This is a genomic window from Xanthobacter versatilis, assembly GCF_043193975.1.
Lineage (GTDB): Bacteria > Pseudomonadota > Alphaproteobacteria > Rhizobiales > Xanthobacteraceae > Xanthobacter > Xanthobacter autotrophicus_E.
The window spans coordinates 395,073-408,876 of record NZ_JBAFVB010000003.1; the positions used below are offsets into that span (position 1 = coordinate 395,073).

Sequence of the window (13,804 nt, forward strand, 5' to 3'; positions counted from 1 at the left end):
GCTGCGCGGCTCGTCACGTCTTCACCATCGGTTTGTCGTTTCCTTCGCGCAGCCACAGGCCCGCCGGTAAACCTGCCTCTTGCATCCGGGCCAGAAGCCCGCGTCCCGTCTCGCCGGGCGCGCGGGACGTGGCGGCGAGCGTTGCCAGCGTCGCCACCAGGGCATCCACCGCGATCGCCGGACCGCGTGCCCCGGACGGTGCGCCCTCATGCACCAGAGCGATCCCCTCGTCCATGCCCACGAAGGTGAGGGTCGCCGGCGCGGGATGGGCGCAGCCCTTGGCGCAGGCGGACAAATGTACCGTCACCGTCCCGTCCAGCAGCGGCGCAAGGGCCTCGGCGACATTGGGCGCGAGGTCGCGCGCCGGAAAATGAGCGCAGACGCAGGCCGGCGAGCCGGGGCACGCGGCGATGAAGGCGCGGGGATCGTCGGGCGCCGTCAGGCAGCCGAGCCGCCGGGCTTCCGCCGCGAAGGCATGGGCACCCTCCGCGTCGAGGCCGGTGGCGAGGAGCACCCGCTCGGTGGCCGGCCGCAGGTCGCGGGCGCCGGCCTTTTCGGCGGCATCGGCGAGAGCCGCGAACAGTCCGGCCGCGCCGGCGCCGAAGGGCAGGCCGATGCCGCAGGCGAAGCGCCCGCCGGCGAGGGAGAAGGTGCCCAGCGGGGGGGAGGGCGTGCCGTCCTCACCGGAGGTGGCGGGTTGCGTCGCGGCGCATCCCGGCAGGTCGGTGGCGCGGGCGCGGCGGCCGAGGGCGGCGATCCGCGACAGGGCGTCGAGGGCGAGCGCCGCCGCATCCTGCTCCGTCAGCAGTTCCGGCGCGCCGCTGCCGATGGTCATGGACCACCTCACGCCCGCGCTGGAGCGCATGGCGACGAGGCGGACATCCGCCTTATGGCCAGCAAGGCCGATGGCTCCGCCGCCATCGACGACCACGGACACCTTCGGCCCCAGCTTGCCTGCAAGCCCTGCCGCTCCCTCCCGGATGCGTTGGGCGAGGGGACGGGCATCGGCAATCTCGCGGGGGTCGAGCCCCGACAGGGGGGAGATATCGATGGCGAGGCCGAGGCGCGGCGTAATGCCCAGCGCGAGCACCGCATCCTGAAGCGGCGCCACCGTTTCCGCCGTCAGCCCGCGCACCTGAAGGCTGCCGCGGGCGGTGATCTCCATCATGGAATTGCCGAAGGCGATGGCCGCGCGGGACAGGCCGCGCAACTGGCCGGAGGAGATGGCGCCCTCCGCCGGCACGAGGCGCAGGATCAAACCGTCGCCGGTTTCCATGGGGGCGAGGAAGGCAGGGCAGGCGCCCCGGCGCGCGGGCGGGCGCGGGCTCATTCGGCCGCCTCCTCGGTTGCAACAGGATGGACCTCCGCGAGGAGGCCTTCCAGATCGGCGTCGAGGGCGTTGCGGCGGCTGTGCCACAGGCCGCGCCGGCGCGCATCGGCGAAGCGGCGGGCCATGGCGCGGGCGGCGGCGGGGTTCTGGTCGAGCAGGAAAGCGCGCACCGACGGCTCCGCCAGATAGGCGTCGTGGAGCCGGTCCAGCAGGGCGCTTGCCACTTCCTGCGTGGTCTCGGCGAAGGCGACGAGGCGGTCTACCGTCTCCGCCAGCTCCGCCGCACCGCGCGGGCCGTGGCGCATCTGGCCTGCGATGAAGGTGGCCGAAACCCGCCCGTGCACCAGCCGCGCCAGCGCTTCGGAGAGGGGCCGGGCGCGGGGGCGGTCGGGGTCGGTGGTGTCGAGCACCACGAGGTGCGCCTTGCGCCCCAGCGCCGCGCCGGCCGCCGCGAAGCCGCCCATGAAGGCGGCATCCTCGCTGCCGTCCAGGAGGTCGCGGGCGGCATCGTCCGCGCCATGGATGAGCGCGTCCGCCTGCGCGATCCGCCCGGCGAAGGCGCCGGGGGCGGGGCGCGCCATGCCATCCGCCCCGCCATACGTATGGGAGGCGGCGGCAAGATAGGCATGGCCCAGCTCGGCGCGATCCGCGAAGGCGCCGCGCTGGAGCTGCGCCTCGATGCCGGCGCCATAGGCGCCCGGCGCCGAGCCGAACAGGCGGGACAGGTCCTCGCCCCGGCGGCGGGCAGCGGCGAGCGGGTTCTCGGCGTCGTCCTCGTCCCGCGCAGCCACGGCCCGCACGGCGGCGTCCAGAAGCGCGATCTGGGCCGGGAAAATGTCGCGGAACAGGCCGGAGATGCGGAAGGTCACGTCGATGCGCGGGCGCCCCAGCACGGCCGGGGGCATCACCTCGATGCCGGTGACGCGGCCGCTTGCCGCCTCCCACACGGGCCGGCAGCCGAGGAAAGCAAGGCCCTGGGCGATCTCCTCGCCCCCCGTGCGCAGGGAGGCGCTGCCCCACAGGTCCAGCACCAGCGCGCGGGGCCAGTCGCCCTGTTCCTGCAGCAGCAGGCGCAGGGCCTCATCCGCCGCCTTGAGTGCGAGGTCGCAGGCGGTGGGGGTGGGCAGGGTGCGCGGATCGGCGGTGTAGAGGTTGCGCCCGGTGGGCAAAACGTCCCGCCGCCCCCGCGCCGGTACCCCGGCGGGGCCGGCCGGCACGAAGCGGCCGTCGAGGGCATCGAGCAGCGCGCGGGTCTCGGCGGCGGCCGAGGCGATGCGGGCAGGGTCGGTCTCCTCCGGCGGCACATGGCCGAAGATGTGAAGGCCGTCTTTCACCGCGAGGTCTTTGAGGTCGCACAGCCAGGCATCGATGCGGCGCAGGGCCTCGTCGGGATCGGTGGCGGTGGTGACGCCGGCGGTGGCGGCAAGGCCGGTGTCGCCGGCGGTCTCCACGATGAGCTGGGCGAGGCGCTCGCGACGGCGGCGGTCGAGGCCGTCGGCTTGCGCGTATTCGTCCACCAGCCGCTCCAGCTTCTGCTCGGCCTCGGACAGGCCGGCGGCGGCCAGCGGCGGGGGCAGGTGGCCGATGGTGACGGCGGCGAGCCGCCGCTTGGCCTGCGCCGCCTCGCCGGGATTGGAGACGATGAAGGGATAGACCACCGGCAGCGCGCCCATGACCAGCTGCGGGAAGCAGCTCGGCGTCAGCGCCACCGCCTTTCCCGGAAGCCATTCCAGTGTGCCGTGGGCGCCGAGATGTATGACGGCGTGGACATCCAGACCCTCGCGTAGCCACAGGCCGAAAGCGATGAGAGCGTGGCGCGGCGGCAGGGCAGCGTCGTGATAGTCCGCGCGCCGGTCCAGCGCCGCGCCGCGATCAGGTGCGAAGGCGAGGGTGAGGGGGCCGAGGCGGGCCATGCGGAAGTGGAAGGCGCCGTCCTTCAGCTCCGCATCGGCGTCGGGCGCACCCCACGCGGCAAGCACAGCCTCGCGCGCCGCCTGCGGCAGGCGCTCAAAGGCGCGGCGATAGGCGTCGAGTGAGAGGGCCGGCGCGGGGGCGATGGCGGCGAGCAGCGCCTTGGCATCGGCGGGCGCGGCGCCAGTGGCGTAGCCGGCGTCACCCAAGGTCGCGATGAGGCGCCGAGCGCTCTCCGGCACGTCGAGGCCCACCGCATAGCCGGAGCGGCCCTCGGCGCCGGGATAGTCGGGCAGGATCAGCGCCAGCCGCCGCTCGGCGCGGGGCGTGGCGGCGAGGCGCGCGAGGCCCGCGACGCGGTCCGCCACATGGGCCACCTGGTCCGGCTCCGGTCGGTTGATGGCGGGGGCGAAGGCAAGGTCCGCATCGGCCGGGGCGAAATCCTTGAAGGAGAGCGCGCCCGCCAGTACCCGTCCGTCCAGCTCCGGCAGCACCACATGCATGGCGAGATCGGCGGCCGATAGCCCGCGCGGGCTGCCCGCCCAGGCGGCGCGGGCGGTGGTGGCGGGGGCGGCCTGGAGCACCGGCGGCCCGCCCGCCGGGAACAGTTCAGCCGCATTCCCCGCCGCAAACGCGGTGGTGGTGACGATCACCGCCGGCTTGAGCGCGGCCAGCGCATCCCGCACGGCGGCGCGCGCTTCCGGTGCCTTCAGGCTCGGCACGAACAGCGGCACGGCGGCGATGCCCCGCGCCTCAAGGGCGGCGGCTACCGCATCGATGGCGGCGGTGTCCGCCGCAAGCCACTGGGACCGGTAGAACAGGATGAGGGCGCTGGGCCGCCCATCCGCCCGCGCGGTGGCAGCGAGAGTCTGCAGCTCCGTCAGCCCCGCTCCAGGGCGATAGAAGGCGGTGGCGGGAACAGGGCGGGGCGGTGCGTTCGCGGCGGGCGTGGCGTATCCGGCCGTTCTGGCCATGCGCTCAAGCAGCGCCCCCATATTGTCCGGGCCGCCGGCACGGAAATAAGCAAGCCAGTCTGCCAGCTCCTCCGCCGGCACGGTGGAGAGGGCGGCGAGGCGCGGGTCGTCCTGGTCTTCCCCCGGCAGCAGCGCGAGGGCGATGCCGCGCGTCCGGGCGAGGGCGGACAATTGCTCGGCGCCGTAGCGCCACCAGTCGAGGCCGCCGAGCTGGCGCACCAGCACCACCTTGGCATGGCGCGCCACCTTCTCCACCCACAGGTCCACCGACATGGGATGGGTGAGGTCTTTCAGCCGGGCGAGGCGCAGGCTGGGCAGGCTGTCCCGCCGCGCCCGCCAGGCGGCGGACAGGGCCAGGAGGTCGCTGTCGGTGAAGGACAGCGCCACCATGTCGCCGGGCGGCTGGGCGAGATCGACCGGCTCGGCCAGATCCTCCAGCGTCGTCGATGTGGTGGCGAGGATGTGCATGGGGTCCGGTTCGCCTCAGCCGAGGATGGCCCGCTCCACCGCCGCGCGGTCGAAGCCCTTGAGGCCGATGACCACCAGTGCGCCGCGCCGCTCCTCGGCTGCGCCCCACGGCCGGTCGAAATGGTGCGACACGCGTGGGCCAACGCCCTGCACCAGCAGCCGCATGGGCTTGCCGGCCACCGCCGCGAAGCCCTTCACCCGCAGCACGTCCGGCGTCCCGGCGGCCGCGACCACGCGCTCCGCGAGGGCGACGGGATCGGCGATTTCAGGGAGCGGGAGCACGATGCTCTCGAACTCGTCGTGGTCGTGGTCTTCCTCGTCGTCGTGATGGGTGCGGCGGGCGTCGATCTCGTCTTCCACGCCGATGCCGAGGCCCAGCAGCACGGCGATATCCACCTTGCCGGCGGTGGCGCGCACCAGCTTCACCGCGCGGGGCAGGCTCTGCGCCACTACCCGTTCGGCGATGGCGAAGCCGGCATCGTCGAGGAGGTCGCTCTTGGAGAGGATGACGAGGTCGGCGCAGGCGATCTGGTCCTCGAACACCTCTTCCACCGGGTCGTCATGGTCGAGGCTTGAGTCTTCCGCGCGCTGGGCGGCCAGCGCCGAGAGGTCCGGCGCCACCCGCCCTTCGGCCAGCGCCGGGCCGTCCACCACCGCCACCACGCCGTCCACCGTCACCCGGCTCTTGATGGCAGGCCACTGGAACGCCTGCACCAGCGGCTTGGGCAGAGCGAGGCCGGAAGTCTCGATGAGGATGTGGTCCACGCGCGGGGTGCGCGACAGGATCTGGTCCAGTGCCGGCACGAAATCGTCGGCAACCGTGCAGCACAGGCAGCCGTTGGCCAGCTCCACGATGGTGTCCTCGGAGCAGCTCTCGATGCCGCAGCCCTTCAGGATCTCGCCGTCGATGCCCACGTCGCCGAACTCGTTGACGATCACCGCGAGGCGCTTGCCGCCGGCATTCTCCAGCACGTGGCGAATGAGCGTGGTCTTCCCCGCGCCGAGGAAGCCGGTGACGATGGTGCAGGGCACGCGGGCGAGCGAAGTCATCAAGGCTCCTTGGGAAGGGACAAAGGCGGGATGCGGGCGACCATGCCGCGCTTGAGGCTGTCGGGCCGTCCGCGCCAGGGCATGAGACCGTCGCTCGAGCATGCGAGCAGCGCCGCGCCGGCGATGAGGTCCGGGGCGGCGTCGGCGGAAAGGTCGCCGAACACATAGGTCCAGCCATCGCGGCGGACCATGGCGGCGGACAGGGACCGCTTGCAATTGGCGAGGCAGCGCACGCCCTGCACGGCGATACCGTCCGGCAGCGGGGCAGCCGCGGCGGCTTCGGCGAGGGCAGCGCCATCGACGGGGGAGGCGGCCTCGCCGCTGCTGCGGCAGGTGGTGCAGACGAAGACGGTCACGGTCGGCGCGTTGTCCGGCATGGCGGCGGGCGCGTCATGGGCGCGGGGCGTCGTTCCGGCAGGGGTCTCCGCCGTGGCATCGCCTGTAATATCGGCAGGTTCGCCGCGCTCCACCATACATATCCATGGGTGCGCGGGCCGCCCGTGCATGGCGGGCTTGAAGGGACGCAAACCGGAGCACCCCGCCCGGCGCGGACCTTGTCGAAGGCAGGTCTCCTGGCTCGCGGATCAGCGCCCCCACCGCCTTCCCGGCGCCTTGCGGCGACAGTGGCATGTGGCAGGGGCTCACCGCTTACAGTTGCGGGGGCAGCCGCGGCATGGGGAGAGACCTCCCGCACCGCATTCCCTTTTGCGCCCGTGTGGGACCACGGGACCTTCGACAGGGGCACTAAAGGCAGGGTAGGGGCGAATGTCAAATGGGGCGGCCGCGGGTGGTCGGGAGGGCGGTTTCGCGGCCCGAAACACATTGCCTCTCTTTCCAGCCCGCGTGATCGACCTGAGGCTCGCGGGCGCGGAGATACCGCACCAGCGGGGGACGCAACCGGCTCACACCTCCCCGGCGGTCTTCAGCAGGAAGGCATGGAGCGCTTCGGCGGCAAGGCCGATGTCGGCGGGGGAGGCGTATTCGCGCGGGTTGTGACTGCCGTTCTCGGATCGCACGAACAGCATGGCCATGGGCATGATACCCCGGAAGACCATGGCGTCGTGCCCGGCGCCGGAGGGCAGGCGCACCACGGGCAGTTGCAGGCCTTCCACCACCTGCGCCATGCGCTCCTTCAGGACGCCGTGGCAGGGCGCGGCCGGCACCTCATGGCCGATGTCGAGGACGGCGCGCACACCGCGCCGCGCCGCGATCTCGTCGATGGCCGCGCGGATGTCGGCCACGGCGCGCTGGCGCAACTCGTCGGAGAGGGTGCGCACGTCGAGGGAGAATTGCACCTCGCCGGGCACCACGTTCACGGCGCTGCCGGCGATAATCATGGTGCCGACCGTGGTCACCAGGGCATCCGCATCGGCGCGGCCGCGGGCTTCGACGGCGAGGATCATCTCGGCTGCGGCGGCCAGCGCGTCGTGGCGCATGGGCATGGGCAGGGTGCCGGAATGGCCGGCCTCGCCGCGCACGCGAATGTGCCCGCGCGAGGCGCCGGCGATGCCGGTGACGATGCCCAGCGGAGCGCCCGCCGCCTCCAGCACCGGCCCCTGCTCGATATGCACTTCCACATAGCCGATCATGTCCGCCGGATCGCGCCGGCATTCGGCGACACGCTCCGCCGGCGCGCCGAACGAGCGCAGCGCCTCGGCGCGGGAGATGCCCTGCTGGTCCACGTCGTCGAGGCTCTTGGGATCGAAGATGCCCGCCATGGCCTTGGATGAGGTGAGGGTGGAGAGGAAGCGCACGCCCTCTTCATCCGCGAAGGCCGCCACCTCGATGGCGAACGGCAGGCGCAGGCCCTGCGCGTTCAGCGCTTCCACCGCCGCGATGGCGGTGAGCACGCCGAGGTTCCCGTCATAGATGCCGGCGTTGCGCACCGTGTCGATGTGCGAGCCGATGAGCAGGGTCTTGGCATTGGCCCGGTCTGCCGGATAGCGCCCAACGATGGTGCCGGTGGCGTCCATGTGGACCTGGGTGAGGCCGGCCTCGCGCATCCAGTGGGATACCTGCGCCGCCGCCCGCTTGTGGGACGGGGTAAGGGAGAGGCGGGTGAGTTCGCCCGGCACGTCCGAGAAGGCGGCAAGCTCCTTCAGGCGGGCGGTGATGGCATTGCCGTCAAGGGGCGCGAGGGTGGGAACGGGGGCAGGTTGGGGCACGGGGAAGACCTTGTTCATGCGGCCTCCGGGAGCATCTGGTCCAGCCGGAGCCGGGCGATGCGCTCGATCTGTGTGATGGCCTCGTTGACCTCCTGGTCGCGATCATGGGCGAGCCGGCGCTCGAAGGCGTCGAGGATCTCGGCCTTGGTCCGGCCGCGGATGGCCATGATGAAGACGAATCCGAACTTTGCCACGTAGGCGTCATTGAGGGCGGTGAAGCGGGCCTTCTCCTCCGCCGTCAGCCGGTCGAGGCCCGCGGAGGCCTGCTCGGCGGTGGATTCGGCGGTGAGCAGCTTGGCCTCGGCCAGCTTGCCGGCAAGGTCCGGATGGGCGTGGATGACCCCCATCTGCTTCTCGATGGGCGCGGCGCGCAGCACGGCGGCAAGCGCCGCGTGGAGGCCGGCGGCGGTGTCCTCGCGGGGGGTGAGACCCTTGTCGTACGCGGCTTCCGCGATCCAGGGTGAATGCTCGAACACGCCGCCGAACCGCTCCACGAACAGGCCGCGCGGCATGAAGGTGGGCTTGTAGCCGCCGACGGGGGGGTGGGTAGCGATCCAGTGGCGGGCGATGTCCACGCGCCGGGCCACCCACACCTTCTCATGGCCAGCGATGTAATCGAGGAAGCGGGCCAGCGCCTGGGCGCGGCCGGGCCGGCCGGCGAGGCGGGGGTGGAGGCCCACCGACATCATCTTCGGCGCGGTCTCGCCCTCGGCATAGAGCAGGTCGAAGCTGTCTTTCAGATAGTCGAAGAAATCCGTGCCGGTGCCGAAGCCCGCCGCCACCGAGAAGCGCATGTCGTTGGCGTCCAGCGTATAGGGCACCACCAGTTGCGGACCCTTGGCGCTCTCGATCCAGTAGGGCAGTTCATCCGCATAGCTGTCCGCGGCATAGAGGAAGCCGCCTTCCTCCATCACCAATGGCACCGTGTGCTCGGCCGAGCGGCCCTGGTAGAAACCCAGCGGGCGGGAGCCGGTCACTTCGGTGTGGATGCGGATCGCCTCCTCGATGTGCTCGCGCTCGGCGTCGCGCGTGAAGTCCTTGTATTCGAGCCATTTGTAGCCGTGGCTCGCGATCTCCCAGTCGGCCTCTTTCATGGCGGCGACGGCGTCCGGGTTGCGGGCCAGCGCCGTGGCGACGCCATAGACCGTGACCGGCATGGCGCGCTCGGTGAACAGGCGGTGCAGCCGCCAGAAGCCCACCCGCGCGCCGTATTCGTAGATGGATTCCATGTTCATGTGCCGCTGGCGGGGCCAGGGCTGGGCGCCGATGATCTCGGACAGGAAGGCTTCCGAGGCATTGTCGCCGTGGAGGACGGAGTTCTCGCCACCCTCCTCGTAATTCACCACGAACTGGACTGCGATGCGCGCCTCTCCCGGCCAGCGCGCACGGGGTGGATTGCGTCCGTAGCCGATCAGGTCGCGCGGGTAAGGGCGGCCGGTGATGGGATCGTTGGGCACGCTCATCGCTCAGGAGCCCCGATAGGTGGAGTAGCTCCACGGGGAGCACAGCAGCGGCACATGATAGTGCCCGTCCTCCGCCAGCGAGAAGCGCAGGGGCACCACATCGAGGAACGGCGGATCGGAGGCCGGCGCACCGGTGGCGCGGAAATGCGCGCCGATGTGGAACTGAAGCTCGTAGGTGCCGGCCTTGAACTCATCGCCCGCGAGCAAAGGCGTGTCGGTGCGCCCGTCCGCATTGGTCCGGCGCTCGGTCAGGAGCGTGCGCGTGCCATCTGGCGCCAGACGGTAAAGTTCAACCGTCACATTGGCTGCCGGACCACCGGCGACGGTATCGAGTACATGCGTGGACAGGCGCCCCATTTTTCCCTCGCAAGCCTTGCGGGCAAAAGCTCCGCTGCATGGCAGCATAACCCGGTCGCCGACGATTCATTTCCCAAAAATATTGGAAGATCTTCCGATTAACCAACGGTTTTCACCGGAGGCGATTTGATCTTTCATTAGGCATGCCGATACGTTGGGCAGACCCGCCGGACCGGTACCCGCGCCGCACGCAAAGATGGCGCCAATAAACGAAAAACGCCCTTCCGCACCTGACCCGACTTCCTTTCCAGGGGGACCTCATGTCCGAAGCCGTTCATCCCGTAGACGAAATATTGCCAGCTCCGAAACTCGCGATTCTCGGCCTCCAGCATGTGCTGGTGATGTATGCCGGTGCCGTGGCGGTGCCGCTCATCATCGGCCGCGCGCTGAAGCTGCCGCCCCAGGATGTGGCCTTCCTCATCAGCGCGGACCTGTTTGCCTGCGGTCTCGCGACGCTGGCCCAGTGCCTTGGCTTCCTCGGCGTCGGCATCCGCCTGCCGGTGATGATGGGTGTCACCTTCGCCTCGGTCGGCCCCATGCTCTCCATGGCGGCGAGCCCGGAGATCGGCCTGTTGGGCATCTACGGCTCGGTGATCGCGGCAGGCATATTCGGCATCATCGTCGCGCCCTTCGTCTCGCGGCTCCTGCCCCTGTTCCCGCCGGTTGTGACCGGCACCATCATCCTCATCATCGGCATCTCGCTCATGCGGGTGGGCATCAACTGGGCCGGCGGCGGCCTTCCCTTCCTGACCCAGACCATCGACGGCAAGGTGGTGCAGGTGGCCAATCCCAATTACGGCCAGCTTCAGGGTCTCGGCATTTCCCTGTTCGTGATGCTGGTTGTCCTCGGCCTCATCAAGTGGGGCAAGGGCTTCCTTGCCAACGTGGCGGTGCTGCTCGGCATCATCGCCGGCGCGGTGCTGGCGACCTTCCTCGGCATCATGCATTTCGAGAAGGTGGCCGCGGCGTCCTGGTTCGACGTGATCCTGCCGTTCCACTTTGGCATGCCCACGTTCCACATCGTCCCCATCATCACCATGTGCATCGTGATGGTCGTGGTGATGATCGAATCGGTGGGCATGTTCCTCGCCCTCTCGGACATCACCGGCAAGCCCGTGGACCAGAAGGCGCTCACCAAGGGCCTGCGCGCCGACGGCGTGGGCACCCTTCTCGGCGGCGTTTTCAACACCTTCCCCTACACCTCCTTCTCGCAGAACGTGGGCCTTGTCGGCGTCACCGGCGTGCGTTCGCGCTGGGTGACGGTGGTGGGCGGCCTGATCATGCTCGGCCTCGGCCTGCTGCCGAAGATGGCGGCGCTGGTGGAGGCGGTGCCCCAGGTGGTGCTGGGTGGCGCGGGCCTCGTCATGTTCGGCATGGTGGCGGCCACCGGTGCGCGCATCCTCACCGGCGTCGACTTCAAGACCAACCGCTTCAACCTGTTCATCGTCGCGGTGTCGGTGGGCTTCGGCATGATCCCGCTGGTCTCGCCCAACTTCTTCAAGAACCTGCCGCACGAGCTGCATCCGCTGCTGGAGAGCGGCATCCTGCTCTGCGCCATTGTCGCCGTGCTGCTCAACGTCTTCTTCAATGGCGTGAAGAAGACCTCCACCGAGGAGATCGTCGCGGCGGCCAAGCAGGCCGAGGCCCACTGACGCGGGCCGGGGGCGGGGAAAGGGGAGCGGTGCAAGGATGAACGCGGCCAATCAGGGCTTGGCTTTGCGCTCAGGCGGACAGCCGCTCCCCGATCTTCCCCAGCTCCTGGGCGATGTAGCGGCGGCCCTGGTCCACCAGCATGTCGGCGAAGGCCTTCACCTTCAACGGCACCAGCTGGCGGGCCGGGTAGAGCACGGCGAGGGTCGCGGGCTTGGGCGGGTGCGCCTGAAGCACCGGCACCAGGCGGCCCTCGGCGAGCGCATCCGCCACCTCGAAGCGGGGCTTCACCACGATGCCCCGCCCCTCGAGCGCCCACACCGTCAGCACGTCGCCATCGTCGGCCTCCAGGTGGCCGGTGACCGGCACGGCGAGGTCCCGGCCCTCGTCGGTCAGCATCCAGCGCAGTTCCCGAAGGCTCGCAAATCTCAGGAGCAGGCATTGGTGGGACAACAGATCCTGCGGGCGCAGCGGCACTCCTGCCCGCTCCAGATAGGCCGGGGCGGCGCACAGGATGCGCTCCACCTGCGCCACCTTGCGCATGATCATGCTGGAATCCTCGAAGGTGGCGAGGCGCAGCGCCACGTCGATGGATTCGGCGATGAGGTCGAGGGTGTGCTCGGAGAGGCGCAGGCGCACGTCGATCTCCGGGTGCGCCTCCTGGTAGCGCGCCGAAACCTGCGCCACCAGGCGCCGGCCCAGATGCAGCGGAGCGGTCACCCTGAGCGCGCCGCGGGGCAGGGCGCCCAGCTCCGACACATTGCTCTCCGCCGCGTCGATGAGGCGGAGCGCGTCGGTGATGGCCTCGTAATAGACCCGGCCCTGCTCGGTCAGGCTCATGCGGCGGGTGGTGCGGTTGAACAGCCGGCAGCCCAGGTGCTTCTCCAGCATCTGGATGCGGTGGCTCACCACATTGGCGGACAGGCGCAGCCGCCGCGCCGCTTCCGAGAAGCTCTCGCTCTCCACCGACATGGCGAAGGCCTTCATATTGTCGAGCACGATGCCGCGTCCTTTGCCCTGAACCTTCGCAACGATAAGCACGCGGGACGGCGGGGCCAATGGCGCCGCAAGATCCCGGATCAACAATCATATGAGAGACCGCGTCATCCCATGTGCTTGCGGCGCAAGCCCATGGGCGCGGGCTCCGAAGGAAATGCCCCTTCGCCTTCCAGCTACGGGACCTGAACGGACATGGAACCTATCCTTCACGAGTGGGGCAGCCTGTTGCTGCGCTGGACGCACATCATCGCCGGCATGGCGTGGATCGGCTCGTCCTTCTACTTCATGCATCTCGACGCCAGCCTGAAGGCGACCCCCGACATTCCCGCCGGCAAGGGCGGCGAGGCGTGGGAAGTGCACGGCGGCGGCTTCTACCAGGTGAAGAAGTATCTGGTGGCCCCGAGCTTCCTGCCCGAGGAGCTGGGCTGGCACAAGTGGCAGTCCTACGCCACCTGGCTCACCGGTTTCTTCCTGCTGATCTGGCTCTATTACTACAAGTCGTCCATCTATCTCATCGACCCGGCGGTGATGAACCTGAAGCCGTTCGTCGCCTTCGTCATCGGCATGGGCGGGCTGGCTTTGGGCTGGATCGCCTATGACCAGCTGTGCCGCTCCCGGCTCGGCAACAATCCCATGGCGGTGGGCGTCATCGTGTTCGTCGGCGTGGTCGTGGCGGCCTACCTGTTCCAGCAGGTGTTCTCGGCCCGCGCCGCCTTCATCCACACCGGTGCGCTCATGGCCACCATCATGAGCGGCAACGTCTTCTTCGTCATCATTCCCAACCAGCACAAGGTGGTGGCGGCGCTGAAGGCAGGGCAGGTGCCGGACCCCTATTACGGCAAGACCGCGAAGCTCAGGTCCGGGCACAACAATTATTTCACGCTGCCCGTCGTCTTCCTGATGATCTCGAACCACTATCCGCTCACTTATTCCACGCCCTATGCCTATGTCATCGTGGCGCTGTCGCTCGTGGTGGGCACGGTGATCCGCTATTACTACAATGAGCGGCATGCCGGGCGTGGTGACAAGGCGTGGTGCTGGCTGGTGGCTGCGGTGTGCATCATCCTCGCCATCGCCATCTCGGCCACCACCACCCCCATGGGCCGCACTGCCCTCGGCTTGCCGCCGCTGGTGAGCGTGGCCTATGCGCGGAGCGGGCCGCCGGTGGAGGTGCCGGACGATGTCCAGAACATCGTCATGGGCCGCTGCTCCATGTGTCATGCCTCCGAGCCGCTCTACGAGGGCATCGTCATCGCCCCGCGCGGCGTTCTGCTGGATACGCCGGAGCACATCGCCCGCAACCGCGATCTCATCGTGGTGCAGGCCGGCCTCACCCATGCCATGCCGCCCAACAACATCACCGAGCTGTCGCAGGAAGACCGCGAGGTGCTGAAGGCCTGGGGGGCGGGCAAGTAAGGCTGGTCCCTCGTCTTGTGA

The 13,804-nt window shown here is 69.9% G+C and carries 10 protein-coding genes and 1 riboswitch; of the genes, 2 read left to right on the top strand and 8 right to left on the bottom strand.

The genetic code is table 11. The features are described 5' to 3' along the window. Nucleotides 1–13: 13 nt before the first annotated feature. The 7 genes from cobG to uraH all read right to left on the bottom strand — a co-directional run bounded on the left by cobG (nucleotide 14) and on the right by uraH (nucleotide 9,718). A complete protein-coding gene (gene cobG / locus V5F66_RS09350; RefSeq protein WP_394093711.1) occupies nucleotides 14–1,330 on the bottom strand; it encodes a precorrin-3B synthase in 1,317 nt (438 codons plus the stop codon). Then, the gene (gene cobN, locus V5F66_RS09355) at nucleotides 1,327–4,683 is read right to left on the bottom strand and encodes a cobaltochelatase subunit CobN (protein WP_394093712.1); all 3,357 of its coding nucleotides are present in this window, start codon (nucleotides 4,681–4,683) and stop codon (nucleotides 1,327–1,329) included. Before cobN ends, cobG begins: the two co-directional genes overlap by 4 nt. Before the next feature lie 15 nt (nucleotides 4,684–4,698). Beyond that, nucleotides 4,699–5,736, bottom strand: a complete 1,038-nt coding sequence (gene cobW, locus V5F66_RS09360; RefSeq protein WP_157048120.1) for a cobalamin biosynthesis protein CobW — start codon at nucleotides 5,734–5,736, stop codon at nucleotides 4,699–4,701. Further along, nucleotides 5,733–6,203, bottom strand: a complete 471-nt coding sequence (locus tag V5F66_RS09365) for a DUF1636 family protein (RefSeq protein WP_394093756.1) — start codon at nucleotides 6,201–6,203, stop codon at nucleotides 5,733–5,735. Before V5F66_RS09365 ends, cobW begins: the two co-directional genes overlap by 4 nt. Before the next feature lie 75 nt (nucleotides 6,204–6,278). Continuing rightward, a riboswitch (cobalamin riboswitch) is annotated at nucleotides 6,279–6,482 on the bottom strand. A gap of 153 nt (nucleotides 6,483–6,635) precedes the next feature. Next, a complete protein-coding gene (locus tag V5F66_RS09370; RefSeq protein WP_394093713.1) occupies nucleotides 6,636–7,916 on the bottom strand; it encodes an allantoate amidohydrolase in 1,281 nt (426 codons plus the stop codon). After that, on the bottom strand, nucleotides 7,913–9,361 hold the full coding sequence (gene puuE, locus V5F66_RS09375) for an allantoinase PuuE (RefSeq protein ID WP_394093714.1): 1,449 nt from the start codon (nucleotides 9,359–9,361) through the stop codon (nucleotides 7,913–7,915). The genes V5F66_RS09370 and puuE overlap by 4 nt, the downstream gene beginning before the upstream one ends. A 3-nt stretch (nucleotides 9,362–9,364) precedes the next feature. Beyond that, a complete protein-coding gene (uraH, locus tag V5F66_RS09380) occupies nucleotides 9,365–9,718 on the bottom strand; it encodes a hydroxyisourate hydrolase (RefSeq protein WP_393998938.1) in 354 nt (117 codons plus the stop codon). A 260-nt stretch (nucleotides 9,719–9,978) separates the two neighbouring features. On the opposite strand from uraH, the gene V5F66_RS09385 reads away from it, so the two are divergent. Beyond that, entirely contained in the window at nucleotides 9,979–11,370 is a 1,392-nt protein-coding gene (locus V5F66_RS09385; protein ID WP_394051389.1) for a nucleobase:cation symporter-2 family protein, read from the top strand. 70 nt (nucleotides 11,371–11,440) lie between these two features. Here V5F66_RS09385 and V5F66_RS09390 read toward each other — a convergent pair whose 3' ends face one another. Further along, nucleotides 11,441–12,367, bottom strand: a complete 927-nt coding sequence (locus tag V5F66_RS09390) for a LysR family transcriptional regulator (protein WP_393998936.1) — start codon at nucleotides 12,365–12,367, stop codon at nucleotides 11,441–11,443. Nucleotides 12,368–12,559: 192 nt separating this feature from the next. Between V5F66_RS09390 and V5F66_RS09395 the strand changes: the two genes are divergently transcribed. Further along, nucleotides 12,560–13,783: a urate hydroxylase PuuD gene (locus V5F66_RS09395; protein ID WP_012115269.1), complete on the top strand. Its 1,224-nt coding sequence runs from the start codon at nucleotides 12,560–12,562 to the stop codon at nucleotides 13,781–13,783. The last annotated feature ends 21 nt before the right edge of the window (nucleotides 13,784–13,804 follow it).